Raw genomic sequence first — 25,490 nt, 5'->3', positions numbered from 1 at the left:
CAAGACCTTGACAGTTGTCAAGGTCTTGACGTAGGCGTCACCCTTCGGCGAGCGCCGCCGTACACCGCTCCAAGTCGTCCAGCAGCCGCTGCCGCTCCGGCACCTGCAGGCCGGACAGCATCCGCTCCTCCACCGCGGCCACCGCCGCGGACGCCGCGACGATGAGCCGCTGCCCTTCCTCGGTCAGGGAGTAGCGCTGGACGCGCCCGTGGCCGTCGGCGCTGACCAGCTCGGCGTCCTGCAAGCCACCGAGGAGCTGATGCATCGCCTGGCGCGTCACGAACACGCCGCGAGCCAGATCCGCGTTCGAGATGCCGGGCTTGGCGCTGAGGATCTCCAGACAGGAGTACTGCGGCACGCTCAGCCCGAACGACCGGAGCGAGGCCTCCATCGCCGTCCGCAGGGCCGTGGCGGTCCGCTTCAGCGCGTAGCCGATCGAGGTGTCGACATCAACTCGCTGCACGTCAAGAGCTTGACATGCGCAACCGGCCTACGCCGACTCCTGAGCCAGCGGCTTGAGCTGGAGCGCGGGCGCCGCCGGTCGCTCGACGGCGGGCGGGCGCTCCCCGAGCTTGACGACGACCACGCCCGCGATGATCAGCGCGCCGCCGACGAGCTGGAGCGGGCCGGGCAGCTGGTCGAGCAGCAGCCAGGCGAAGGTGACACCCGCGACGACCTCGAGCAGCGCGACGAACGACGACAGCCGTGAGCCGAGGCGCCGGCTCGCGGCGATCCCGGTGCAGTAGGCGAACCCGGCCGTCACGACCCCGAGCCCGAGCAGCGGCAACCACCACGCGACCTCGGTGCCCGAGTAGGCGGGCGAGTCCGTGTTCGCCTCCATCGGCAGCAGGCCGACGGCGCCCAAAACGGCGAGCACGAGCGCACCGGCCGCGAGCCCGACGCCCGCGAGCGCGACGGGCGGCAGGTCGGCGTGCGGCTTGGCGGCCAGCACGAAGTAGGTAGCGGCCCCGACCATCGCGAACAGCGCCCAGAACACGCCCAGCGGTGCGAGGTCCGCGCCCGACAGCAGGTCCAGCACGAGCACGAGGCCCACGGCGGCGATGGCGGCGCCCGCCACGGTCAGCCGACCGGGACGTTCGCCGTTGCGCAGCCAGAGCCAGAGGACGACCGCGGCGGGCGCGGTGTACTCGATCAGCAGCGCGGGACCGACGTCCATCCGCTGGACGGCGGAGAAGTAGCCGAACTGCGCGCCGGCGACGGGGATCGCGCCGAACGCCAGCAGGAACTTCCAGTTCGCCCGCAGCGCGCCCCAGCGACCGCGCAGGGCCCGGATCACCAGCGGCAGGACGACGAGCGCGCCGACCGCGAGGCGCACCAGCACCACCGCGCCCGCCGACCAGCCCGCGTCGAGCAACCCACGCGCGAACGAGCCGGAGAGCCCGAACGCCGCCGCCGAGGCGATCGCGAAGGCGAACCCGACGCCAAGGTCGGAGCCCACCCGTGTGTCATTCGTCATCGCCGCCATGGGCAATGACCTTACCCGAGTTGCGTAAGATGTCAACGTGCTCTTTGCCAATGACACCGAATGGTCGCTCCGGGCCGCGGTGGCGCTGATCAACACGGCCGAGGAGCCGGACACGCTCACGAACGTCGCCGAGCTCGACGCGTGGTTCGAGCAGCACAACTTCAGCGGCCGCCACGACTCCGACGCGGCCGAGCTGGAGGCGCTGCGCGCGCTGCGCCCCGTCCTGCGCGAGCTGCTCACGTCCGACCGTGACCACGCGGCGGGGCTCGTGAACCGGCTGCTCGCGGACGCGCAGGCGCTCCCGCAGCTCAAGCGCCATGACGGCCTGGACTGGCACATCCACGCCGTCCCGCTCGACGCTCCGCTCGACCGCCGCGTCGCGGTCGAGGCGGCCATGGCGATGATCGACGTGATCCGCGCGGACGAGCTCTCGCGGCTCTCCGTGTGCGTCGACGGCCACTGCGAGTGCCTCGTGCTGGACCTCTCGCGCAACCGCTCGCGGCGCTACTGCAGCACCACCTGCGCGAACCGCAACGCGGTCGCCGCCTACCGCGCCCGCGGCAAGCGCGCGGACACCTGAGTACCTCAAAGATCGCCGCGCCGGGCCGAGTACCCCGGTATGCCCCTCCGTCGTTCCTGGCCGAGCGTCGCCGCGCTCGCAGTGGCCGCCCTGCTCCCGGTCGTCGTCTACCTCGCCGGAGCCGGCGTGATGGTGCACGTGCCGATGACGGTCCACCTCGTGGTCGTCGCCGTTGCGGGCGCGCTGGCGGGTGGCGCCGCCGTCGCCATGTCGGTGGTGGGCGTGCGGCTCAACGACGGCCGCGCGGTGCTGCTCGGGTTCGCGTTCTCGGTCATGGCGATGCTGCTCCTGCTGCACGCGCTGGCCACGCCCGGCGTGCTCGTGGACGACAACGGCCTGGTGCAGGCGGCGGGTGCGCTGAACGTGCCGATCGGCGGTTTGATCCTGTGCGCGTCGGCCCTGCCGAGCCTGCGCCGCCCGCTCAAGGCGCTCCAGCTCCTGCAGCTCCAGCTCGTGACGCTCGCCGTGCTCGCCGTGGCCGGCGGCGCCGCGCTGCTGAACCCCGGGCTCATCCCCGCCGTCCCGCGCCCGGGCACGACCGTCGCGACCCTGATCTTCCTGGCGACCGCGCCGCTGCTGGCGCTGCTCGGCCACCGCGCCGCGCGCACGTTCCTGCTCACCCGCCGGCGCTCGGACGCGGTCGTCGCGTTCGGCGTCGTGCTGCTCGCGGGCGCCGAGTTCGGCCTGCTGCGGTACGGGATGATGGACCTCGGCTGGTGGACGGCGCACGCGTTCGAGGTCGCCGGCATCGGCCTCGTCGGCATCCCCGCCGCGCTCGACCTGCGCCACGCGACCGCTTCCCGGCCGCTCGTCGGCGACCTGCGCGCCGAGCACCTCGTCGCCGACGAGGAGACGTTCCTCGGCGGCCGCGTGCACGCGCTGCTGCACCGCCTCGCGGAGAAGGACGGCTCCACCGAGGGCCACACCCGGCGCGTCGCGACGCTCGCCGTGCAGATCGGCGAGCAGCTCGGCCTGCCCGCGTCCCGCCTGCGGCTGCTGGCGCTCGGCGGGCTGCTGCACGACATGGGCAAGCTCACGATCCCCGACGCGATCCTCAACAAGCCCGGCAAGCTCACCGACGAGGAGTTCGACGTCATCAAGGGCCACCCGAGCGCCGGGCGCGAGCTGCTGACCGAGCTGGGCAGCTTCCCGCCGCTCGTGCTCGACCTCGTCGAGAGCCACCACGAGCGCCTCGACGGGCGCGGCTACCCGAACCGCGCCACCGCCGCGCGGCTGGAGCTCGAGGTGCGCATCCTGACGGTCGCGGACGTCTACGACGCGCTGACCGCCGACCGCGTGTACCGCGAGGCGTGGCCGACCGACCGCGCGCTCGCGATCCTCGACGAGGACACCGGCACCGCGTTCGACGGCTACTGCGTCGCGGCGCTGAAGGCGGTCGTCGCGCCCGAGCAGGACGTCGTCGGCTGGCGCGCGAACCTCGCCGCCGCGCTCGAGCAGTCGCAGCCCCGCGTGCCGCGCACCGTGTAGGAGGAGCAGTACGCTCCAGTGGTGCTGACCGTGGCGCTGTGCGTCGCCATCGCGGTCGCCGTGGCGGTGGGGCTCCTGGCGGTCCGGCTGCGTGCGGCGAACACGCGCATGAGCCGGGCCCTCGACGTGCGCGGCTCCGAGCTCGGGATGCAGACGGCACGGCTGCGCGGGATCCTCGAGCACACGACCGCGTCGGTCGCGGTGAAGGACGTCGAGGGCCGCTACGTGCTCGTCAACGACGTCTGGCGGTGGGCGACGGCGAACGAGGGCGTCGACCTGATCGGCCGCACCGACCGGGAGCTGTTCCCACTCGAGATCGCCGAGCCGACGGAGCGCTCCGACGCCCGCGTGCTGGCCGGCCAGCGGCTCGAGTACGAGCGTGAGGTGCCCAACGGGCAGGTCTACCAGCTCGTGAAGTTCCCCCTGCTCGGGGACGACGGGGACGTGGTCGCGATCGTGACGATGGGCAACGACGTGACCGAGCGCAACCGTGCGCTCGCGCAGGCGCTGGAGGCGTCGGCCGCCAAATCGGAGTTCCTGGCCAACATGAGCCACGAGATCCGCACGCCGCTCAACGGCGTGATCGGGATGACCGAGCTGCTGCTGCGGACCCCGCTGACCGAGGAGCAGCGCGAGTTCGCCGAGACCGCGTCCAGCGCCGGCGACGCGCTGCTGGAGGTCATCAACGACATCCTGGACTTCTCGAAGATCGAGTCGCGCCGGCTCGAGCTCGACCCGCAGGACTTCGACCTGCACGAGCTCGTCGAGGGCGTGTGCGACGTCCTCTCGGCGCACGCGCACCAGCGCGGGATCGAGCTGTCCTCGTGGATCGACGAGAGCGTTCCGCCGGCGGTCCACGCGGACCGGGGACGGCTGCGGCAGGTCCTCACGAACCTGATCAACAACGCGATCAAGTTCACCGAGGAGGGCGGCGTCAGCGTGCGCGTGCGCACGTTCGAGGACGTGATCCACGTCGCGGTCGCCGACACGGGCATCGGCATCGACCCGGAGCAGATCGACGACCTGTTCGACCCGTTCACGCAGGCCGACAGCTCGACGACCCGTCGCTACGGGGGCAGCGGGCTCGGCCTCACGATCGCCCGCCAGCTCGTCGAGCTGATGGGCGGAAGGCTGGAGGTCGTGTCCGCGCGCGGTGAGGGCTCGACGTTCTCGTTCACCGTCCCGCTGGTCGTCGCGGCGTCCGCCCCGGAGCGCGAGCCGCACGTCTTCCCCGCGTCGCTGAAGGTCCTGGCCGTCGACGACAACGCCACCAACCGCGCGGTGATCAAGGCCCACCTGGCCGGGGTCGGGACCGCGGTGGCGACGGCGCCGAGCGCGCGGCGGGCGCTCGAGCTGCTCCACGCCGCGGCCGCCGGCGGCGAGCCGTTCGCGCTCGTGCTCCTCGACGGCGACATGCCGGAGATCGACGGCTACGAGCTGGCGGAGCGGATCAGGACCGACGCCGAGCTGGCGGACACGCGCATGATCATGCTCACCTCGGCCCCGGAGCAGCGGAGCGCGGCGCGCGCGGCCGGCATCCAGCACTGCCTGCAGAAGCCGATCCGCCGCGCGCGGCTCCTGGACGTGATCGCGCAGGTCATGGGCGCGGCGGCGCCCGCGCCCGAGGCGGCGCCCGCGGCCGCACGCGAGCGCGAGGAGGTCGTGCTCGTCGTCGAGGACAACCTCGTCAACCAGCGGGTCGCGGAGCGGATGCTGCACCACCTCGGCTACCAGGTGGCGGTCGCCGGCGACGGCCGCGAGGCGCTCGCGATGCTCGAGCGCCAGCGGTACGCGCTCGTGCTGATGGACTGCCAGATGCCCGTGATGGACGGCTACGAGGCGACCACCGCGATCCGCGCGGGCGAGACCGGAGCGACCCACCTCCCGATCGTCGCGGTGACCGCCAACGTGTCCAAGGGCGACCGCGAGCGCTGCCTCGCGGTCGGGATGGACGACTACCTGACCAAGCCGCTCCGGCCGGACCGGCTCGGCGCGGCGCTCGCCCGGCTGCTCGACGACGACGCGCCCGGGCCGGCCGCCCCGGTGGCCGAGCCCGCTCCGGCCCCGGCCGAGGCCCTCGTCGACGAGGCGCGGATCGCCGCGCTGCGCACCGAGTTCGGGCCGGCGCTCGACGAGTTCGTCGAGCTCTTCCTGAGCACCACGCCGCCGCTGCTCGACGAGCTGCGCCAGGCCGTCGACCGCGGCGACGAGGAGGCGATCCGGCGGACCGCGCACAACGTCAAGGGCAGCTGCCGCAACGTCGGGGCCGAGGCGATGACCGTGATCGCCACCCGGCTCGAGCAGACGCGCGAGCCCGCGGACGTCGAAGCGCTCGTCGACGCGTTCGCGCGCACCGGGGAGGCGCTGCTGCGGGCCAGTGCGCGATGATCCGCTCGATGTCGCCATGATCGACATCGTCCGGCGCAGCAAGATCACGCCGCCGCGGCTGCCCTCGGCGCCGGTGGTCCGCCCGCGCGTGCACGCGCTGCTGGACGCGGCGGCGCGCAAGCCGCTCACGCTCGTGTCGGCGTCGGCCGGCTACGGCAAGTCGATCGCGGTCGCGACGTGGCTCGCCGAGCGGCGGATCAACACGGCGTGGGTGTCCGTCGACGCACACGACAACGACCCGCTGCACCTGTGGATGTACGTGATCGGTGCCGCCGAGCTCGCGCTGCGCGGGCTCGACGACGAGCCGAGCCGGCGCGTCAGCGACGCGGAGGGCACGGCCGAACCGGCGATCGAGGCGTTGCTGGCCGCGCTCGCGGAACAGCCCAAGCCGCTGACGATCGTGCTGGACGACCTGCACGCCCTGACCGACCGGCGGGCGCTGGAGTCGATCGACTACGCCGAGCAGCGGCTCCCGCCGAACGTGCGGCTGATCCTCGTCACGCGCGTCGACCCGCCGCTCCGGGGTCTGCCGCGGATGCGCGGCCACGGCCTGCTGGCGGAGCTGCGGGACGCGGACCTCGCGTTCACGCGCGAGGAGGCCGCCGCGCTGCTGCGCGCCGCGGATTCGCAGGAGCTGTACGAGCGCAGCGAAGGCTGGCCGGTCGCGCTCCAGCTCGGCGCGCTGCGCGGCGACGGCGCGCCGGTCACGGGCCGCCGGAAGGACGTGGCGGCGTACCTGACCGCGGAGGTCGTCGGCGCGCTCGACCCGGTCGAGCAGGACTTCCTGCTGCGCAGCTCGGTGCTGCCGCGGCTCAGCGCGGAGCTGTGCGACCACGTGCTCGAGCGCACGGACTCCGCCGCCTGGCTCGCCGAGATCGCGAGCGCGAACCTGTTCATCGTCGCGCTCGACGACGAGGGCCGCTGGTTCCGCTACCACGCGCTGTTCGCGGAGTACCTGCGCTCGCGGCTCGGGCCGGCCGAGGCGCTGCACCGCCGCGCCGCGGAGTGGTTCGAGGAGCAGGGGCTGATCGAGGACGCCGTCGAGCAGGCCGCCGCGGCCCGTGACTTCGACCTGATCGCGCGGGCGTTGGAGCGCCACCAGCTGCCGATGTCACGGTCGGGCCGCGCGGGGACGATCCGGCGCTGGCTCGAGCTGCTGCCGCGCGAGCTGATCCGCAGCCGGCCGGAGATCCTGACGGCCGCCGCGCTCACCGCGGGCGGGATCGCGTACGCCCGCGTGGACATGCGCCGCGTGCTCGCCCAGGCCGACCGCGTCCGCACGCTGGACCCGAGCTGGACGGAGTTCCACGAGACCGCGCGGCTGCTGCTCGCGGCGCTCTACGGCGACGACGACGTGGCCGCGACGCTCGCGCTCTCCCGCAGCGCGGTGGAGCTCGCGCGGGCCGACGCGCACACGCTCGAAGCCCCCGCGCTCGCGATGCTCGCCTGGTCGCACATGCTCGCGGGCGACCTCGACCCCGCGTGGCAGATCGCGCAGGACACGGTGGTCCGCGCCGACGCGGCCGCGCGGCCGTTCGGCGTCGTCGGCGCGCTGGCGGTGCAGTCGATCGTCGCATCCGAGCGCGCGAACCCGGTGATGGCGGAGCGCTACGCCGTGCAGGCGCTGCACGAGGCGGGCCGCGCCGGCGTGCTCGAGAGCACCGCGGCGGGCTGCGCGCACTTCGGCGCGGCGCTCGGCGCGCTCGGCGACGGGCGCCCAGCCGACGCCGAACGTGCGCTGCGCCGCGCCCGCAAGATGGAGCCCGCGATCGAGGGCGGCGCGCTGCACGCCTGGCAGCTGGCGACGGTCGCGCGCATCCTCGCCGCCCGCGGCCGCCTCAGCCAGGCCGAGCGCTCGCTCGTCGAGGCGCAGGCCGTGCTCGCGGTCTGTCGGGACGCGGGCGCGGTCGCGGCCCGCGTCGAGCACGCCGGGCGCGAGGTCGCGGCGCTGCGCGAAGCCGGCCCGGCGCCCGTCGAGCCGCTCTCACCGGCCGAGCTGAACGTGCTCCTGGCGTTCGGCGAGGACCGCACCGCCCGCGAGATCGGCGCCGCGCTCTATCTGTCGGTGAACACCGTCAAGACCCACATCCGCGCGATCTACCGCAAGCTCGGCGTGGCGACGCGCGAAGACGCGCTCGCCCGCGCGCACGCCCTCGGCCTGATCGTGCTCGACGAGGCGTGACGGCGGGGCGCTCCTCATCGCCCCGCCGCCGTGCACCCGCCCCCTCCGCCCCTCGTCGCCGCTCCACTCGGCGTCCCCCGAGGGGCCCTCGCCGCGTCGCGCCTAGCGCTCCGCGAGCAAGCGTTGTTGCAGCGCCGCGATCAGCCGCCGCGCGTCCGCCAGCTCGGCGGTCTCCCCCCGCCCGTGCAGTGCCCGCGCGAGCAGCTGGCCGAAGCGCTCGAGAAACGCGTGTCGCTCGAGCAGCGTGGCCGTGTGCGCCTCGGCCTGGGTCATCAGCGCCCGGGTCGCGGCGTGCACCGGCGCGTACACGCCGGTCGCGCAGGCGTGCGCGAGCGCTTCGAGCCACGCGACGAGCGTCGGCGTGGCGCCGCGGGACGCGAACCAGCCGGGAGGCCCGTCGCCGTAGACGACCCCCGCGGCGTGCGCGCACAGCGCCGGTCCCAGCTCGTCCAGCAGCCGCGCGAGCTGGGGCAACGCGACGGTCGGCGGGTCGAGCGGGCGGACCTCCGGCGCGCCCGCGGTCCGGACGAGCTCGAGGATCGTCTCCAGGACGAAGCGCCGGTGACCGCCGGACGTGCGCGTGACCGGCAACCGGCCGCTGTTCGCCGCGCGGCGCAGCTTCGACGGGGACCAGCCGAGCAGCGCGCCCGCCTCCTCCGGCGTGATCAGCTGCGGCGGCGGGGACGGGTGCCGCGCGCGGATCGCCTCGACCGCGTCGAGCCGCTCCAGGAACGCGTCGAGCACCGCGGGATCGAACTGCCGGCCGCGCTCGTGGTGCAGCGCCGCCACGGCACCTTCCGGGTGGATCGCCAGCCGGTACGGACGGTCCGTGGTGAGCGCGTCGTAGGCGTCGGCGACCGCCACGATCCGGCCGACGAGGGGAATCTGCTCGCCGCCCAGCCGCTGCGGGTAGCCGTCGCCGTCGAAGCGCTCGTGGTGCGTGAGGGCGATCACGGCCGCCAGGTCCAGCAACTCGGAGCCGCTCGCCCGCAGCAGCACCGCGCCGCGCTCGGGGTGGCGCTCCAGCGCCCGCCGCTCGAGGACGCTCAGCGGCCCGGGCCGGCGCGCGAAGTGCAGGCCCGCCATGCCGATGTCGTGCAGCCAGCTCGCCCCGCGGACGAGCTCCGGATCGAGGCCGAGCGGCTCCGCGAGCAGCGCGCAGTACCGGCTGATCCGGTGGAGATGGGCGCGCGGCTCGGGCAAGGGGCGGCGACCGTAGAAGCGCCAACCCCCGGCCCGGGACCGTTCACCCGGATGATTTGGTGATCGTCGCCTATGCGCCGCCCGTAGCGAGGCGCATCAATGGCGAGTCGAAGTCGACGTCGGCCGCGGTGCGCTCGGCGCGGCGCGCGTTGCCGCCGAACTGATGCTGGTAGCCCGACCACGCGGTGTCGGTGACCTGGGCCTCGACGCCCGCGCCGACGAGCACGGCCAGCTCCGTCGCGGCGCGTTCGATCCGCGCGCCGAGCTCGCTCGAGCCCCAGTCCTCCGGCGCGGCGTAGATCGAGGTCGGCAGCGTGAACGCGCGCATGAAGGCCAGCAGGGGCCGCAGCTGGTCGTCGATCACCAGCGCGTGGCGCGGCGAGCCGCCCGTGGCCGCGAGCAGGACCGGCTTGGCGACGAGCAGATCGTTGTCAAGCACGTCGACGAACGTCTTCAGCAGCCCGCTGATGCCGGCCTTGTAGATCGGGGTGGCGACGATCACGGCGTCGGCGGCGGCCAGCTTGTCGATCGCCGCCTGCAGTTCCGCGCCCGGGAAGCCGGCGACCGCGGCGCGTGCGGTGTCGACCGCGAGCGGCCCGAGCTCGATCACGCTCACGGTCGCGCCTTCGAGCCGGTCCAGGCTCTTCTGCGCGATCCGGTCGGCGAGCTGGCGCGTCGAGGACGGGTTGCCGGTGCCGGCGCTAACAACGACGAGACGCTTCATGTTCGGGTGCTTTCGGTCAGGGTTTCGCAGAGCGTCCGCAGCTGCTCGAGCTGCTCGACGCTGAAGGTGGAGGTCATGAGCTGGGCGACGTGGGTGCCATGACGCAGGCCGACGCGGCGCTGGGCGCTCGCGCCGGCCTCGGTCAGGCGGATGCGGGACGCGCGCCCGTCGGCCGGGTCGGCCACGCGCTCCAGCAGCCCCGTGGCTTCCAGCCGGGCCACCAGGCGGGACACGCCGCCCTGGGTGAGCAGCATGTCCCGCGTCAGCTCGGTGATCCGGAGGCCGTCCGGCGCCTTGGACAGCGTGTAGAGCACGTCGTACTCGCTCGGGCTGACGCCCTCCCACACGTCGGCGGCGGTGAGCTCGCGCATCACCGTCGACTGCGCGCGGAAGAGCGCCTCCCACGCCTCGTTGGCGACGCGAGTACGACTCGGGGACATCAGCCCACCAGCGGCAGGTCGGCGACGATCGACGGGTCGGTGTCCTGGTAGGGCGAGGTGCCGGTCACGTTGTCGCCGCGGTTGGGGTTCGGGCGCGGCTGACGCGGCTCGGCGTCGCCGTACTTCTCGCGCACGCGCGTCGCGTGGGTCGGCGCGTCCGGGACGCCCGGCGCGCGGCGCGACTCCATCTCCTTGCGCAGGACCGGCACGACCTCCGTGCCGAGCAGCTCGACCTGCTCGAGCGCCTCCTCCAGCGGCAGGCCGGCGTGGTCGACGACCCACAGCTGGCGCTGGTAGTCCCCGAAGCCCGCCTGGAACGTCAGCGTCTTCTCGATCACTTCCTGCGGGCTGCCGACGCTGAGCGGCGTGCCGTGCATGAAGTCCTCGAGCCGGTAGCTCGTGCCGTACAGCGGCGAGCCCTCGAAGTACGGCCGGAACCGACGCACGGCGTCCTGCGAGTTCTTGGCGATGAACGTCTGCCCGCCGAGCCCGACGATCGCCTGGTCGGCCGTGCCGTGCCCGTAGTGCTCGTAGCGGCGACGGTAGAGCTCGACGAGCGGCCGGAAGTGGAAGTTCGGGGCGAGGATGTTGTTGGCGAAGTAGCCGTTGCCGTAGTAGGCCGCCTGCTCGGCGATCTCGGGCGTGCGGATCGCGCCGTGCCAGACGAACGGCGGGACGTCGTCGAGCGGCCGCGGGACCGACGTGAAGCCCTGCAGCGCCGTGCGGAAGCTGCCCTCCCAGTCCACGACGTCCTCGCGCCAGAGGCGGTGCAGCAGGTTGTAGTTCTCCAGCGCGAGCTCGAGGCCCTTGTGGATGTCCTGGCCGAACCACGGATACACCGGCACGGTGTTGCCGCGGCCGAGCATCAGGTCCATCCGGCCCTTGGCCAGGTGCTGGAGCATCGCGTAGTCCTCGGCGATCTTCACCGGGTCGTTCGTGGTGATCAGCGTGATCGCCGTGCTGAGCACGATCTGCTCCGTCTGCGCGGCGATGTTGGCCAGCAGCGTCGTCGGCGAGGAGGAGAAGAACGGCGGGTTGTGGTGCTCGCCGATCGCGAACACGTCCAGCCCGACTTCATCCGCGCGCTTGGCGATCTGCACGCTCGCGTCGATGCGCTCCGCCTCGCTGGGCGTGTAGCCGGTGACCGGGTTCTTTGAGATGTCGCTGACCGAGAAGATTCCGAACTGCATGGTGTCCGCCTTAGTTCGTTGCTAGGGCAACTATAGCGCAAACTGCATGACTCGTCATGCAATTTCGGCTTGGCGTGTCGCCGCTGGTCGCCGCCACATAGAGTCGGCAGATCGATCGAGAAGTGATGACCGATGATCCGCCCGTCCTACGCGGGATCCTCGAGCGGATCAGCGAGGCCCTGCTGGTCCTGGACCACGACTTCCGCTGCGTCTACCTCAACCGCAGCGCCGCGCACCGGCTCGGCCGCCCGACCGAGACGGTGCTCAACCAGAGCCTGCTGACGCTGTTCCCGTACGCCGCCGGGACGCCGCTGCACCTCACCTGCCGACGCGCGATCGAGGAGCAGACCGCGATCACCTTCGAGGGCGAGGTCGCGCCGCTGAACGGCTGGTTCGAGGTCCGGCTGCACCCGACGCCGACCCATCTGATCGCGATCATCCAGGACGTCTCGGCCCGCAAGCGCAGCGAGCTCGAGCTCGCCCGCAGCGAACGCCGGTACCGGGTGCTCGCGCACGCGCTGGGCACCGCGGTCTGGCACTCCGACGCGACCGGCCAGCCGACCCGCGAGGTCGACTGGGCCGGGCTGACCGGCCACCCCATCGCTCCGGGCGAGGCACCCGAATGGCGGAAGGTGGTCCACGCCGAGGATGTCGACGCGCTCTCGGACGCGTGGCGCATCGCGCTGACGACCGCGACGGAGCTCGACCACACCTGCCGCTTCCGCCACGCCGACGGGCACTGGATGCACCTGCGCATGCACGGCGTGCCGGTCTGGCACGACGGCGCCGTGCAGGAGTGGATCGGCGTCGTCGACGACCTGTCGATCCAGGTGGCGGCCGAGGCGGCGCTGCGCCGCGCCGCGTCCGTGGACCCGCTGACCGCGCTGCCCAACCGCGCCGTGTTCCTGGAACGCCTGAACGCGATCCTCACCCGGCGCCGGCACTGCGCGGCGGTGCTCTACATCGACCTGGACCACTTCAAGTCCGTCAACGACCGCTTCGGGCACGACACCGGGGACGCGCTGCTGCGCGAGGTGGCCGTGCGCCTGCGCGAGACGGTCCGGCCGAGCGACGTCGTCAGCCGCCTCAGCGGTGACGAGTTCGCCGTGATCTGCGACAGCCTCGACACGGGTGAGGAAGCCGTGGACGTCGCCGTCCGGCTGTGCCACGCGCTGGAGGCGCCGCTCGCGGCCGACGAGCGCGTGCACCCGTCCGCGTCGATCGGCGTCTCGATCGTCGAGCCCGAGGACGACGAGGGGCCCGAGCAGGTCCTGCGCGCGGCCGACGCGGCCATGTACCGCGCCAAGGCCCGCGGCGGCGGAGTGGTCGAGGTCTTCGACGACGACCTGCGCGCGCGCCTGCAGCAGCGCACGCAGATCGAGGCCGAGCTGCGCGCCGGCCTGCGCGGCGACGGGCTGCACCTGCACTTCCAGCCGATCGTCGCGCTCGACGGCGGTCGCTCGTGCGTGGAGAGCCTGCTGCGCTGGCAACGCCCGGGCGGCCCGGCGATCCCCGCCCAGGACGCCATCTCCGTCGCCGAGGCCACCGGGCTGATCGCCCCGATCGGGCGCGCCGTCCTCGCGCTGGCGTGCGCGGAGTGCGCCCGTTGGGACCTCGACGTGCGCGTCGCCGTCAACGTCTCCGCGCGCCAGCTCGCCCGCCCGGACCAGCTGATCACCGACGTCTGCCACGCGCTCGACGCGAGCGGTCTCGCTCCCGACCGGCTCACCCTCGAGATCACCGAGACCGTGCTGATGGACGACATGCACCAGAGCGAAGCCGTGGCCACCCGCCTGCGCGCGCTCGGCGTGCAGCTCGAGATCGACGACTTCGGCGTCGGCTACTCCTCGCTGTCGTACCTGCACCGCCTCCCCGTGCAGGCGCTCAAGCTCGACCGCTCGTTCATCGCCGGCCTGCCCGACGACGCCGCCAGCGCGCGCATCCTCGAGGCGGTCGTCGGGCTCGCCCACGCGTTCGACATCCGCGTCGTCGCCGAGGGGATCGAGACGCCCGCCCAGCTCGCGGCGGTCCGCGACGCCGGCTGCCACGCCGCGCAGGGCTACGGGCTCGCCCGGCCGGGCCCGAGCGACTCGCTGCCCGGCCGGCTCGCGCACGCGCTCCGCGTCGGCTCGCCCGTCTAGTCTCGTTCGCACCTCATGGATCCCCTGATCGCGGTCACCGGCGCCACCGGCGCGGTCGGCACCCGCCTCACGGCGCGGCTGGACGCGGCCGGGGCGCAGCTGCGGCTGGTCGTCCGCGACCCGGCGCGCGCACCGGAGCTCGCCGGCGCAGAGGTCCGCCAGGCGTCCGGCTACGGCGCCGGCGAGGAGATGCGCGCGGCGCTGGAGGGCACCGACGTGCTGTTCCTGCTGCCGGCGTCCGAGACGCCCGACCGCGTCGAGCAGCACCTCACCGCGGTGGACGCGGCGGTCGCGGCCGGTGTGCGGCGGATCGTCTACCTCTCGTTCTTCGGCGCGTCCCCGGACACGACGTTCACGCTCGCGCGCGACCACTGGCACACCGAGCAGGCGATCCTGGCCACGGGCGTGCCGTGGACGTTCCTGCGGATGAACCTGTACATGGACTTCGTGCCGAGCATGGTCGGCGCCGACGGTGTGATCCGCGGTCCGGCGGGAGACGGGCGCTTCGCGGCGATCCTGCGCGACGACGTCGCCGCCGCGTCCGCCGCGGTGTTGATGAGCGACGGCCACGACGGCCAGAGCTACGACCTCACGGGACCGTCGGCGTTCACGCTCGCGGAAGCCGCGGCGCTCATGTCCCATGACGGCAGGCCTGTCCGCTTCCACGACGAGACCGACGAGGAGGCGTTCGCCTCGCGCGCGAGCTACGGCGCGCCCGACTTCGAGGTGCTCGGCTGGGTGAGCTCGTACTGGGCGATCCGCGACGGCAGCCTGGAGCGCGTCAGCGACGGCGTGCGCCGCCTGACGGGCCGCGACCCGGTCTCGCTCGAGGCGTACCTGCGCGACGTCTGAGCCGCGGGGCGACGAAGGTCCCATGGAAGTCCGGACCCGGGTGCGCGCACAGTGACGGGCATGAAGAAGCTGCTGCGCATCGCGCTCATCGCCACGGCCGCGTCCGGGATCGCCGCGCCGGCCGCGTCCGCCCAGACCCGCGAGTACGAGGGGACGATCGTGTCCGTCGACCGCGACGCCCGCACGTTCCGCATCAACGACTCCGAGCGCGGCACGATCCGCGTCCGCGTCACCAGCCGCACGCGCTTCGAGCGCATCGACGGGTTCGCCGGCCTGCGCGCCGGGCTGAGCAACGTCGAGACGATCGTGCGCCGCTCCAGCGGCCGCTGGGTCGCGGTCGAGGTCGAGCGCTCGGGCGGCGGCGGCAGCCACGGCGGCGGCTCCGACGACGACAGCGGCGACGACCACGGCGGCCGTGGCCGCGGGCGCGGCAGCGACGACTGACGGGCGGGTACGCTGGCGCTGGATGCCGACGCACCCCGCGCTGCACGAGCTCGAGACGAAGATCATGGGCGAGGTCTGGGCGCAGGGCGAGGCGACGGTCCGCTCGGTCACCGACGCGCTCGCCGACGACGCCGACCCGCCGCGCTCGTACACGACGATCCTCACGGTCCTGCAGCGGCTGGACCGCAAGGGCTTCGTCAGCCGCCGGCGCGAGGGCAAGAAGGACATCTACGTCGCGGCGGTCCCGCGCGAGGAGTACATGCAGGCGCGTTCGGAGGCCGAGGTGGACGCGCTGGTCGACGCCTACGGCGACCTGGCGCTGACTGAGTTCGCGCGCCGCTTCTCGCAGCTCGACCCGGCGCACCGGCGAGCGCTCCAGCGCCGCGCGCGCCGGTGACCGCGCGCCGGCACCTGCTCGGCCTCGAGCTCGCGGTCTGCGCCCTGGGCGCGACCGTGCTCGCCGCGATGGTGCTGATCGGCGTCGACGCGCTCCGGTTCCACGGCTCGGGCCTTGCGGCCACCGTGCTGGCGGTCGAGGCGCTCGTGCTCGCGGCGATGGCGGGCTCGCTCGCGCGCCAGGTGCTGCGCCGGCGCGCGTTCGCGGCGCGGCTGCCGAGCACGCCGCGGACGCTGCTCGGCACGGACGTGCGGGTCATCGCGAGCCGCCGCGCGCACGCGTTCACGCTCGGCTTCCTGCGCCCGCGGATCTTCGTCAGCGAGGGCCTGCTCGAGCTCCTCAGCGAGCCCGAGCTCGAGTGCGTCCTCGCCCACGAGCGCCACCACGCGCGCCGGCGCGACCCGCTCCGCCGCGCGCTCGTGCAGGCGATCGCCGACGGCCTGTGGTTCATCCCCGCGCTGCGCAAGACCGCGCGCACACACGCGACCGTCTCCGAGCTCGCCGCCGACGCGTTCGCCATGCGCCGCACGGGCGCGCAGCCGTTGGCCTCCGCGCTGCTGGCGTTCGAGGCGCACGGCACCGCGGGCGCGGGAGCGAGCACCGAGCGCGTCCGCTTCCTGCTCGGCGAGATCGAGCGGCCGGCGCACGCGCTGTCGCTGCTCGTCACCGGCGCGATCCTGCTCGCGCTCGCGGGTGCGACCGTCTACCTGCTGCGCCCCGTGCCGACGGAGCTGTGCCTGCCGCTGTCGACGGCGCTCGGCGCGCCGCTCGCGCTGCTCGTCCTCGCCGCGGCGTGCGTCCCGGCGGGCCTGCTCGGGCGCGCGGCCGAGCGGCGCCTGCGCGAGGGTTAACCCTCAGCCGCTCGGAGAGCAGCCACAGCGCGATCAGGCCGCTTGCGCCAGCAGCCAGAGGGCGAGCGAGGTGAACCCGACCATCACGCCGAGCATCCAGTACTGCGAGCGGGCCGCGAGCGTGCGGTCCTTGTAGAGCGTGAGCGCCCGGTCGTGCGCGAGCACGAGGCCGGCCACGTGGCCGAGCACGACGACCGCGACCTGCACGTACCAGGTGTCCTCCTGCGGGAAGATCGTGTAGTCGATGCCGCCGTCGACGGTGCCGAACAGGTCCCAGCCGCGCCCGAACGGGTCCGACGCCAGGTACGTCACCGACTGGCCTTCGAAGAGCAGGAACGTGAGGTAGTGCGCGGCGACGTAGACCGCCGCGATCGGCACCAGCGAGTGCACGAAGGCGTTCGCGAGGCGGTCGACCGAGAAGCCCCCGCCGACCGAGCGCGCACCCTCGATCCCGAGCCGGTAGAAGCCGGCGATCAGCAGCACGCCGAGCGCCAGCCCGAGCGTGCCCGCGACCTTCGCCGCCGTCAGCGTGCCGAGGAAGTCCAGCGCGTCGACGATGCTCGTCGACACGTCCCGCCACAGCGGCCCCTGACTCAGCCCGTCGAAGCTGACCGTGCCGATCATCACGGCCAGCAGCGCCACCGTCCCGGGCGCGCGGTCGAGCGTGGTGAGCCCGGTCAGCGGGCGGCGGACGCCGAGCACGCCGTCGCGCGTCTCGAAGATCGACAGCCGCGCGAACAGGCCGAAGTAGACGGCGAACGCCTCCCCGCGGGTCGTCCACGTCTCGACGCCGTAGACGACCTGGGCCGCGAGCGTGACGACCGTGTAGCCGATGATCGCGGTCGCCAGCATCGGCGGGTCCTCGCTCCAACCCGACACCAGCTCGATCCACACGAACGCGAACAGCCCGACCGCGGCCGGCCAGCGCCCGAGCCGCGCCGGGTAGGGACGGTCCAGCGACGGCAGCACGCGGCCAAGCGCCCGCCACGGGCTGAACGCGCGGAAGAGGTCGCCGAGCAGGATCGAGGCGAACACCAGCCCGACCCAGAAGATGATCATCACGAACGTCGGCGCGAAGTTGTCCAGCGCCGACTCGCTGCCCGCGTAGCCGGCGACGATGGTCACGAGCAGCAGCGCCACGCCGACCGCGCCGCACACGACCTGCACCGCGCGACCCGCAAGCACGCGCCCACCCGGCAGCGGCCGCCAGCCCGTGTGCTCAAGCCGCGGCTGCGGCCACAGCACCGCGAGCGCGAAGAACGAGATCACCAGCACGGCCGCCGCCGACCATGCGAACAGCCACTGCGGGATCGGCAGCTGCTGGCGCTGGACGAGCCCGTGCGCCTCCGCGACCGCCGGGACCGCCAGCGCGGTGACGAGGCCCGCGACCAGCGCGGGCCTGAGCAGACGCAGGGGCGACATCGGCGCGCAGCCTAGTCGATCTACGACGCGTGTAGTCGGTCTATGGCCGAAGGTGCTCCCGCGCCCAGTCCTCCAGGCGCGTCAGCGGAATCCCCAGCTCGCGAGCGAACTCCGGCCGGGCGGGCTGGCCGGCGTTGAGGAAGTCGTGGCCGGTGCCCATCAGCGGCATCCCGGCCGCGAGCGCCTCCTCGGTGCTCATGTCCGGCGCGGAGAGCGGCGCCTCCAGCACCTCGGAGAGCACCGCGGCGATCTCGGTCATCGACCGGTAGTCGCTCGCGAGCTCGAGCTCGAGCCGGTCGAAGCGCTCCGGCTCCGCGATCGCCGCCGCGGCCGCGACGCCGACGTCGTGCGCGGCGACCAGCGACATCATCGTCGCCGGCTTGAGCAGGCTGACCAGCCCGCCCTCGACGCCACGCGGGAACAGGAACGCCATCCCCGGATCGAGGTTCTCCATGAAGAAGCTCGGCTTGAGCAGCGTCCAGTGCCGGAAGCCGGTCGCGCGCAGCCGCTCTTCGATCGCCTGCTTGGCGCCCAGCGACGCCTCGATCAGCGGCCAGCGACCGTCCTGCCAGTCGGGATGCTCGGTCTGCCGGCCGACGCCCGACGCCGAAGTCTGCACGAACTGCGGCACGCCGGCCGCCTCGGCGGTCTCCATCAGGTTGACGGCCTGCCGGACCTCGCCGTCGTAGTCGAATCCGTCGCCGGTGAACCGTGGCATCTGCACCGAGAAGACGGCACGAGTTCCGGTCGCGGCGCGGGTGAGCGAGTCGCGGTCGTCGAAGTCGCCGACCACCAGCTCGGCGCCGAGCGCCTCGACGGCGCGGGCGCGGTCGGGGTCCCGGACCAGGGCGCGAACCGGAACGCCCGCGGCGAGCAGCGCGCGGGCGGTGGCGCCGCCCTGCCGGCCGGTGGCGCCGGTGACCAGCACGGGTGCGGATGACGTGGACATTGGAGCTCCTTGAGCGTCGAGTCGGAGATAAACGGCGGGGCCCGCCGTTTTCTCGACGGTACTATATGGCGGGGTCCGCCACTTAGCCATGACCGCACCGCAACGCGCCGACGCCCGGCGGAACTACGCCCGCATCCTCACCGTCGCCGAGGAGGAGGTCGCCGTGCACGGCGCCGGCGCCTCGCTCGAGCAGATCGCCCGCGTCGCCGGGGTCGGGTCGGCCACCGTGCGCCGCCACTTCCCGACGCGCCGCGCGCTCCTCGACGCGGTCGCCAAGGAGCGGATCGAGGTGCTGTGCGCCCGCGCCGAGGTGCTGGCCGGCGAGGCCGAGTCCAGCCGCGCCGCGCTGCTGGACTGGCTCGGCGAGGTCATCGCCTCCTCCGCACGCTCCCGCGGGCTGGCGGCGGCGCTGGCCTACGAGGGCGCGCCGCCGGACGACCTGTACGAGAACTCGGACTCGTGCGCGACGGCGCTGGAGACCGCGGGCACCCCGCTGCTGCGCCGCGCCATCGAGGACGGCGCGGTTGCGGGCGACGTCACGTTCGCCGACCTCGTGACGCTGCTGGTCGGCATCGTCCTCGCCACGGAGCAGCACGCCGATCCGGCCCGCGAGGCGGACCGGCTCTTCCGGCTGACCGTGGCGGGACTGAGCCCCAGCTAGTCCGCGAGCTTGTAGGTGCGGATGTTCGTGAACTCGCGCGCGCCGACCGCGGCGAGCTCGCGGCCGTAGCCCGAGCGCTTGATGCCGCCGAACGGGAGCCGCGGGTCGGACGCGACCAGCGTGTTGACGGAGACCGCGCCGGACTCGATCCGGCGCGCGACCGCGTGCGCACGCTCGGTGTCCGTGCTCCACACGGTCGCGCCGAGGCCGTAGCGGGTGTCGTTGGCGAGCGCGACCGCCTCGTCCTCGTCCGCGAACGGGGTGATCGCCACGACCGGGCCGAAGGTCTCGTCCGTGAACGCGGTCATCCCGGGCCGGACGCCGGTGAGGACGGTCGGCGGGAAGTAGTAGCCGGGCCGATCCAGCCGGCGGCCGCCGGTCCTGAGCACGGCGCCCTGCTCGACGGTCTCGGCGACCTGGCGCTCGAGCGTCTCGAGGATGTCCAGGCGCGCGAGCGGGCCGAGCTGCGTCCCCTCCTCGCGCGGGTCGCCGACGCGCACCATCTCGAGCGCGTCGACCATCCGGCACTCGAACTCGCGGACGATCGTCGCGTCGACCAGGAAGCGCTTGGGCGCGATGCAGGTCTGGCCCGCGCACATCAGCCGGCCCTTGACGGCGTTGTGGACCGCGACGTCGAGGTCGGCGTCGGCGAGCACGACGAACGGGTCCGAGCCGCCGAGCTCGAGCACGCTCTTCTTGAGCGCGCGACCGGCCTCGGCCGCGACGAAGGCGCCCGCGCGGTCGGAGCCGGTCAGCGTCACGGCCGCCACGCGCGGGTCGGCGATCAGGTCCGCGGACACCCGCGGCACGTTGGGCGGCGCGACGATCAGGCTCGTGAGCACGCCCGCGGGCGCACCGGCAGCACGGAACACGTCCTCGAGCGCGAGCGCCGTGCCGGACACGTTGGGCGCGTGCTTGAGCAGCGCCGTGTTGCCCGCGAGGATCGCCGGGCCGGCGAAGCGGATGACCTGCCAGAGCGGGAAGTTCCAGGGCATCACGGCGAAGATCACGCCGAGCGGCTCGTAGGTGACGATCGAGCGGCCCGGGCCGGCGTCGATCGTCTCGTCGGCGAGGGCGGCCGGGCCGGCCTCCGCGAAGTACGCGCACGCCGACGCGCACTTCTCCACCTCGAACCGCGCCTCCGCCAGCGGCTTGCCCATCTCCGCCGTGATCCGCCGCGCGAGGTTGTCGGCGCGCTCGCGCAGCACGCGCGCGACCGCGTCGAGCAGCTGCGCGCGCTCGGCCACGGGCCGTGACCGCCACGCGCGGAACGCCGCGTCGGCAGCGGCCAGCGCGGCCTCGATCTCCGCCGGCCCGTGCTCGGGGTAGGCGGCCAGCTCCTCCCCGGTCGCGGGATCGACGACGGTGACGGTGGACCACTCGACGCTCATAGGCTCCTCCAGCGCGGCAAACGTTTGCCGAAGGAGCCTATAGAACGCGACGGTCCGGATCTAGCCGACGCGGATCATCTTCTTGTTGACGAACTCGTCCGCGCCGAAGCGACCGAGCTCACGACCGAAGCCGGACGCCTTCACGCCACCGAACGGCAGCTCGACGCCCTCGGCGCCGACCGCGTTGATGAAGACCATGCCGGCCTCGATCTGGTCGGCGACGCGCAGCGCCTGCTCGTCGTCGGTGGTGAACACGTACGAGCCGAGGCCGTACGGCGTGTCGTTGGCCAGGGCGATCGCCTCGGCCTCCGAGCCGACCTTGTAGACCTGCGCGACCGGCCCGAAGAACTCCTCGGTGTAGGCCGGGTTGTCCTTGGTGATGCCGGTCAGCACGGCGGTCTTGAAGAAGTTGCCGTCGCGACCGCCGCCCGCGGCCAGCTCGGCGCCGTTGTCGAGCGCCTCCTTGACCTGCGACTCCAGCCGGTCCGCGGCGGCCGTCGAGGACAGCGGGCCGACCGTGGTGTCCTTCGAGGTCGGGTCGCCGGGCTGAACGCCCGTCAGCGCGGCCGTGAACTTCTCGACGAACCCGTCGTAGAGGTCCTCGAGCACGATGAAGCGCTTGGCGGCGTTGCAGGCCTGGCCGCTGTTCTCCAGCCGCCCGCCGACCGCCTGCTCGACGACCGCGTCGAGGTCGTCGGCCTTGAGCACGATGAACGGGTCGGAGCCGCCGAGCTCTAGCACGACCTTCTTCAGGTTGCGGCCGGCGATCTCCGCCACCGCGGCGCCCGCGCGACCGGAGCCGGTGAGCGAGACGCCCTGCACGCGCCGATCGCCGATCACCCACTCGATCTGCTCGTTGGTCGCGTAGACGTTGATGTAGGCGTCCTTGGGCACGCCCGCGGCGTGGAAGATCTCCTCCATCACGGCGGCCGACTCGGGGCACTGCGGCGCGTGCTTGAGCAGGATCGTGTTGCCGGTCACCAGGTTCGGGCCGGCGAAGCGGGCCACCTGGTAGTAGGGGTAATTCCATGGCATGATCCCGAGCAGCAGGCCGACGGACGAGCGGCGGATGAACGCCGAGCCGTCGCCCTCGAGCAGCTCGATCGGCTCGTCGGCGAGCAGCTTGGGCCCGTTGTCGGCGTAGTACTGGTAGATCGCGGCGCTGAACTCGACCTCGCCGCGCGCCTGCTCGATCGGCTTGCCCATCTCACGGACGATGATCTCGGCGAGCTCGTCCTGGCGCTCGTTGTGCAGCTCGGCGACGCGGGCGATGATCTTCGCGCGCTCCTCGACGCTCGTCCCGCGGCCCCAACCCTCGTGCGCGTCGTGCGCGCGCCCGATCGCGTCCTTCAGGGCGTCGTCGCTGATCGTCTCGTAGGTCTTGACCGTCTCGCCCGTGGCGGGGTTGACGACCGCGTAGGTAGTGGCGCTCATGGTCTCCTCGGGTTGTGCTTTCAGCGATCCTCTCTACCCATCATGCCTGAGATGTTCGAGAACCAGGCCATGGCCGACGCGGTGCGGCGGCTCGTGGACGACACCGTCCTGCCGAACGTCGAGCAGTGGGATCGGGACGACGTGCTGCCGCAGGGCGTCCTTGACGAGCTGGGCCGGCTCGGCGTGCCCGGCGCGCTCGTCCCGGCGGCCTACGGCGGGCGTGAGCTGCCCGTGAGCGCGATGGTCGACGTCTGGCGCACGCTCGCCCAGGGCTGGATCTCGATCACCGGCGCCGTCAACACCACGGCGCTCGCCACCCAGCTGCTCGTCCGCTACGGCACCGACGCGCAGAAGGAGCGCTGGCTGCCGGGGATCGCGACGGGCGCGATCTGGTCCTCGTTCTCGATCACCGAGCCGGGTGCGGGCAGCGACCTGCGGCGGTTGGAGACCGTGGTCGAGCCGGTGGACGCGGGTTTCGTGATCACGGGCCGCAAGCGCTGGATCGCCGGCGGGTTCTCGTTCCCGCTCGCGGCCGTCCTCGCCACGGTCAAGGGCCAGTCGCGGCCGTCGTGCCTCCTGCTGCCCGCCGAGGGCCGTGGCAGCGCGACGTGGACGACCGGGCCGCTGGACAAGCTCGGCTACCGCGGGGTGGAGTCGGCCACGTGGACGTTCGACGGCCACCACGCGCCCGGCGCGGAGATCCTCGGCGGCAAGGCCGGCGTGGGGCAGGGCGCGCGGCAGATGGTCGACGTGCTCGCGGTCGGACGGGTGAACGTCGCGTGCCGCGGGCTGGGGATCATCGACCGCGCGCTGGAGTGCGCGCTCGACGAGGCGACCGAGCGGCCGATCGGGCCCGGGATGCTCGGCGACCACAGCCACACGCAGCTGCGGATCGGCGAGCTGCGCAGTCGCCAGCTGGTGATCGAGGCGACGATCCGCGCGGCGGCGGAGGCGGTCGACGCGGGCGCCAGTGATGCGGCCGAACGCGCGACGGCCGCGAAGACGATGGCGTCCGAGAGCGCGGTGTGGGCGGTCGAGCAGGCCTCCCGGCTCGCCGCCAGCCGCTCCTACACGGGCGACAAGGAGCTCACGCGCCTGCGCCGCGACGCGCCGCAGACGCAGATCGGCGAGGGCGCCAACGACGCGCTGCTGATCGCCGTCGGCAAGACCGTGATCAAGCGCCGCGCAACGTAGCCGCGAGCGCGCGCCCGGCCGTGCGCCCGCTGAACAGGCAGCCGCCGAGGAACGTCCCCTCGAGCGAGCGGTAGCCGTGCATCCCACCGCCACCGAAGCCGGCCGCCTCGCCGACGGCGTACAGGCCGGGCAGCGGCTCGCCGTCCGCGCGCAGCACGCGCGCCTCGAGGTCGGTGTGCAGCCCGCCGAGCGACTTGCGGGTGAGGATGTGCAGCTTGACGGCGATCAGCGGGCCCGCCGCCGGGTCCAGCAGCTTGTGCGGCGCGGCGACCCGCGTGATGCGGTCGGAGAGGTAGCGGCGCGCGCCGTGGATGGCGGTGACCTGCAGGTCCTTGGTGAACGGGTTGTCCATCTCGCGATCGCGCGCGACGACCTCGCGCTCGACCTGCTCGAAGTCCAGGTGCGGCGTGTCCGTGAGCCGGTTCATGCCCTCGACGAGGCGGCGCAGGTCCGTCTCCACCACGAAGTCCGCGCCGTGTTGTTTGAAGGCTTCCACCGGCCCGGGCGCGCCCGACGCGACGCGCGTCTTGAGCAGCTCGCGGATCGACTTGCCGGTGATGTCGGGGTTCTGCTCGGAGCCCGAGAGCGCGAACTCCTTCTCGATGATCTTCTGCGTGAGCACGAACCACGTGTGGTCGTGGCCGGTGCCCATGATGTGCGCGAGCGTCCCGAGCGTGTCGAAGCCCGGGAACAGTGGGACGGGCAGGCGCTGGCCGGTCGCGTCGAGCCACAGTGAGGAAGGGCCGGGCAGGATCCGGATGCCGTGCATCGGCCAGATCGGCGCCCAGTTCTGGATGCCCTCCGTGTAGTGCCACATGCGGTCCGGGTTGATCACCTCGCCGCCGGCGGCCTGCGCGAGCTCGATGCCGCGGCCGTCGACGTGCTCGGGCACGCCGCTGACCATGTGCTTGGGCGGGGTGCCGAGCCGCGTGGGCCAGTTGCGGCGCACGAGCTCATGGTTGCCGCCGATGCCGCCGCTCGCGATCACGACCGCGGACGCGCGCAGCTCGAACTCTGTAGTCACTTCGCGGTTGGACGACACGCCGCGCGCGCAGGGGTCCGGCGCGAGCACGGCGCCGCGCACGCCGTCGACGGCGCCGTCGGTGAGCGTGAGCCCGTCGACGCGGTGCCGGAACCGCAGCTGCACCCGGCCGGTGGCCGCCGCGGCCCGCACGCGCCGGATGAACGGCTCGACCACGCCCGGCCCGGTGCCCCACGTGACGTGGAAGCGCGGCACGGAGTTCCCGTGCCCGATCGCCCCGTACCCGCCGCGCTCGGCCCAGCCGACGTTCGGGATCAGCTTGATGCCCTGCTGCGCGAGCCACGCGCGCTTCTCGCCCGCCGCGAACGCGACGTAGGCCTCGGCCCAGCGGCGCGGCCAGAGGTCCTCGTCGCGATCGAACCCGGCCGTGCCGAGCCAGTCCTGCCACGCGAGCTCGTGCGAGTCCTTGATCCGCACCCGCCGCTGCTCCGGGCTGTTGACCAGGAACAGGCCGCCGAACGACCAGAACGCCTGCCCGCCCAGCGACGCCTCGGGCTCCTGATCGAGCAGGAGCACACGCCGGCCCGCGTCGGCCAGCTCGGCGGTGGCGACGAGCCCAGCGAGCCCGCCGCCGACGACGATGACGTCCGCGTCGCTCATCGCTCCAGGCGCTCGAGCGTCGCGGGGTCCTCGGCACCGGCGAAGTACTGGTCCAGCACAGCGCGGAAGACCGGCTCGTCCGGTGCCGCATGCGCGAACAAGGTCATCGAGGAGCGGAGCTTGATGGCGTCGATGCCGCCGAAGACGGCTTCAGCGTCACCGCCATCGAGGCCGAGCAGGACGGTCGCGCATTCCACGAGGCGTGGACCCAGCACCGGGTGCGCGAGGTACGCGCGCGCCTCGTCCAGCGACTCGATCGCGTACGTCTGCGCCATCGCGCTGCGGCCGAGCCCGGCGATCTGCGGGAACACGAACCACATCCAGTGCGACGTCTTGCGGCCGGCGCGCAGCTCAGCGAGCGCTGAGTCGTAGACGCCGCGCTGCGCGTCGACGAACCGGCTGAGGGAAGCGGCGTCGGCCATCCGCTGATC

At 73.3% G+C, this 25,490-nt stretch carries 23 protein-coding genes; 11 read left to right on the top strand and 12 right to left on the bottom strand.

Going from position 1 to position 25,490, the window contains the following annotated elements:
• Positions 1-37 precede the first annotated feature (37 nt).
• On the bottom strand, positions 38-463 hold the full coding sequence (locus tag OJ997_RS06005) for a MarR family winged helix-turn-helix transcriptional regulator (RefSeq protein WP_270024149.1): 426 nt from the start codon (positions 461-463) through the stop codon (positions 38-40).
• 27 nt (positions 464-490) lie between these two features.
• Complete coding sequence (locus OJ997_RS06000; RefSeq protein ID WP_270024148.1) at positions 491-1,486, bottom strand: EamA family transporter; 996 nt, start codon at positions 1,484-1,486, stop codon at positions 491-493.
• Positions 1,487-1,523: 37 nt separating this feature from the next.
• Between OJ997_RS06000 and OJ997_RS37385 the strand changes: the two genes are divergently transcribed.
• From OJ997_RS37385 to OJ997_RS05980, 4 genes are read left to right on the top strand one after another with little or no spacing between them, the layout of a single operon-like run.
• A complete protein-coding gene (locus OJ997_RS37385) occupies positions 1,524-2,066 on the top strand; it encodes a CGNR zinc finger domain-containing protein (protein WP_270024147.1) in 543 nt (180 codons plus the stop codon).
• 39 nt (positions 2,067-2,105) lie between these two features.
• Entirely contained in the window at positions 2,106-3,554 is a 1,449-nt protein-coding gene (locus tag OJ997_RS05990) for an HD-GYP domain-containing protein (protein WP_270024146.1), read from the top strand.
• A 21-nt stretch (positions 3,555-3,575) separates the two neighbouring features.
• On the top strand, positions 3,576-5,942 hold the full coding sequence (locus OJ997_RS05985; protein WP_270024145.1) for a response regulator: 2,367 nt from the start codon (positions 3,576-3,578) through the stop codon (positions 5,940-5,942).
• Between the two features lie 16 nt (positions 5,943-5,958).
• Positions 5,959-8,124, top strand: coding sequence for a winged helix-turn-helix domain-containing protein (locus OJ997_RS05980; RefSeq protein WP_270024144.1), 2,166 nt, complete (start codon positions 5,959-5,961; stop codon positions 8,122-8,124).
• Positions 8,125-8,226: 102 nt separating this feature from the next.
• On the opposite strand, the gene OJ997_RS05975 is transcribed toward OJ997_RS05980, so the two are convergent.
• The 4 genes from OJ997_RS05975 to OJ997_RS05960 form a co-directional block, all read right to left on the bottom strand.
• Entirely contained in the window at positions 8,227-9,327 is a 1,101-nt protein-coding gene (locus OJ997_RS05975; protein ID WP_270024143.1) for an HD domain-containing phosphohydrolase, read from the bottom strand.
• 70 nt (positions 9,328-9,397) lie between these two features.
• Positions 9,398-10,051, bottom strand: coding sequence for a CE1759 family FMN reductase (locus tag OJ997_RS05970; protein ID WP_270024142.1), 654 nt, complete (start codon positions 10,049-10,051; stop codon positions 9,398-9,400).
• Positions 10,048-10,491, bottom strand: a complete 444-nt coding sequence (locus OJ997_RS05965) for a MarR family winged helix-turn-helix transcriptional regulator (protein ID WP_270024141.1) — start codon at positions 10,489-10,491, stop codon at positions 10,048-10,050. The genes OJ997_RS05970 and OJ997_RS05965 overlap by 4 nt, the downstream gene beginning before the upstream one ends.
• Positions 10,491-11,681: an LLM class flavin-dependent oxidoreductase gene (locus tag OJ997_RS05960; RefSeq protein WP_270024140.1), complete on the bottom strand. Its 1,191-nt coding sequence runs from the start codon at positions 11,679-11,681 to the stop codon at positions 10,491-10,493. The genes OJ997_RS05965 and OJ997_RS05960 overlap by 1 nt, the downstream gene beginning before the upstream one ends.
• Positions 11,682-11,806: 125 nt before the next feature.
• Here OJ997_RS05960 and OJ997_RS05955 point away from each other — a divergent pair, with 125 nt between their 5' ends.
• Genes OJ997_RS05955 through OJ997_RS05935 form a run of 5 tightly spaced genes read left to right on the top strand, consistent with a single transcriptional unit; the run spans position 11,807 to position 16,366 of the window.
• Positions 11,807-13,822, top strand: a complete 2,016-nt coding sequence (locus OJ997_RS05955; protein ID WP_270024139.1) for a putative bifunctional diguanylate cyclase/phosphodiesterase — start codon at positions 11,807-11,809, stop codon at positions 13,820-13,822.
• A 15-nt stretch (positions 13,823-13,837) separates the two neighbouring features.
• A complete protein-coding gene (locus OJ997_RS05950; protein WP_270024138.1) occupies positions 13,838-14,674 on the top strand; it encodes an SDR family oxidoreductase in 837 nt (278 codons plus the stop codon).
• A gap of 60 nt (positions 14,675-14,734) precedes the next feature.
• A complete protein-coding gene (locus OJ997_RS05945; protein ID WP_270024137.1) occupies positions 14,735-15,118 on the top strand; it encodes a hypothetical protein in 384 nt (127 codons plus the stop codon).
• Between the two features lie 22 nt (positions 15,119-15,140).
• Positions 15,141-15,515: a BlaI/MecI/CopY family transcriptional regulator gene (locus OJ997_RS05940; protein ID WP_270024136.1), complete on the top strand. Its 375-nt coding sequence runs from the start codon at positions 15,141-15,143 to the stop codon at positions 15,513-15,515.
• The gene (locus tag OJ997_RS05935) at positions 15,512-16,366 is read left to right on the top strand and encodes a M56 family metallopeptidase (RefSeq protein ID WP_270024135.1); all 855 of its coding nucleotides are present in this window, start codon (positions 15,512-15,514) and stop codon (positions 16,364-16,366) included. Before OJ997_RS05940 ends, OJ997_RS05935 begins: the two co-directional genes overlap by 4 nt.
• A gap of 33 nt (positions 16,367-16,399) precedes the next feature.
• Here the strand turns inward: OJ997_RS05935 and OJ997_RS05930 are convergent, their stop codons facing one another.
• Together OJ997_RS05930 and OJ997_RS05925 are read right to left on the bottom strand one after the other, a co-directional pair.
• A complete protein-coding gene (locus OJ997_RS05930; RefSeq protein ID WP_270024134.1) occupies positions 16,400-17,788 on the bottom strand; it encodes a fenitrothion hydrolase in 1,389 nt (462 codons plus the stop codon).
• 40 nt (positions 17,789-17,828) lie between these two features.
• Positions 17,829-18,737, bottom strand: a complete 909-nt coding sequence (locus OJ997_RS05925; protein WP_270024133.1) for an NmrA family NAD(P)-binding protein — start codon at positions 18,735-18,737, stop codon at positions 17,829-17,831.
• A gap of 88 nt (positions 18,738-18,825) precedes the next feature.
• On the opposite strand from OJ997_RS05925, the gene OJ997_RS05920 reads away from it, so the two are divergent.
• Positions 18,826-19,398, top strand: coding sequence for a TetR/AcrR family transcriptional regulator (locus OJ997_RS05920; protein WP_270024132.1), 573 nt, complete (start codon positions 18,826-18,828; stop codon positions 19,396-19,398).
• Here OJ997_RS05920 and OJ997_RS05915 read toward each other — a convergent pair.
• Together OJ997_RS05915 and OJ997_RS05910 are read right to left on the bottom strand one after the other, a co-directional pair.
• Positions 19,395-20,789, bottom strand: coding sequence for an NAD-dependent succinate-semialdehyde dehydrogenase (locus tag OJ997_RS05915; RefSeq protein ID WP_270024131.1), 1,395 nt, complete (start codon positions 20,787-20,789; stop codon positions 19,395-19,397). The genes OJ997_RS05920 and OJ997_RS05915 overlap by 4 nt on opposite strands.
• Positions 20,790-20,849: 60 nt before the next feature.
• Positions 20,850-22,223 (bottom strand): NAD-dependent succinate-semialdehyde dehydrogenase, encoded by a 1,374-nt coding sequence (locus OJ997_RS05910; protein WP_270024130.1) that lies wholly within the window; start codon positions 22,221-22,223, stop codon positions 20,850-20,852.
• A gap of 42 nt (positions 22,224-22,265) precedes the next feature.
• On the opposite strand from OJ997_RS05910, the gene OJ997_RS05905 reads away from it, so the two are divergent.
• On the top strand, positions 22,266-23,417 hold the full coding sequence (locus OJ997_RS05905; protein ID WP_270024129.1) for an acyl-CoA dehydrogenase family protein: 1,152 nt from the start codon (positions 22,266-22,268) through the stop codon (positions 23,415-23,417).
• Here the strand turns inward: OJ997_RS05905 and OJ997_RS05900 are convergent.
• Positions 23,398-25,059: an FAD-binding dehydrogenase gene (locus OJ997_RS05900; RefSeq protein ID WP_270024128.1), complete on the bottom strand. Its 1,662-nt coding sequence runs from the start codon at positions 25,057-25,059 to the stop codon at positions 23,398-23,400. The genes OJ997_RS05905 and OJ997_RS05900 overlap by 20 nt on opposite strands.
• Positions 25,056-25,481, bottom strand: a complete 426-nt coding sequence (locus tag OJ997_RS05895) for a DUF1810 domain-containing protein (RefSeq protein WP_270024127.1) — start codon at positions 25,479-25,481, stop codon at positions 25,056-25,058. Before OJ997_RS05895 ends, OJ997_RS05900 begins: the two co-directional genes overlap by 4 nt.
• Positions 25,482-25,490 lie beyond the last annotated feature (9 nt).

Origin of the sequence: Solirubrobacter phytolaccae, assembly GCF_027587195.1 — a bacterium.
In the GTDB taxonomy this organism is placed as follows: Bacteria; Actinomycetota; Thermoleophilia; order Solirubrobacterales; family Solirubrobacteraceae; genus Solirubrobacter; species Solirubrobacter phytolaccae.
This window is presented reverse-complemented; position numbering and strand designations above follow the sequence as displayed.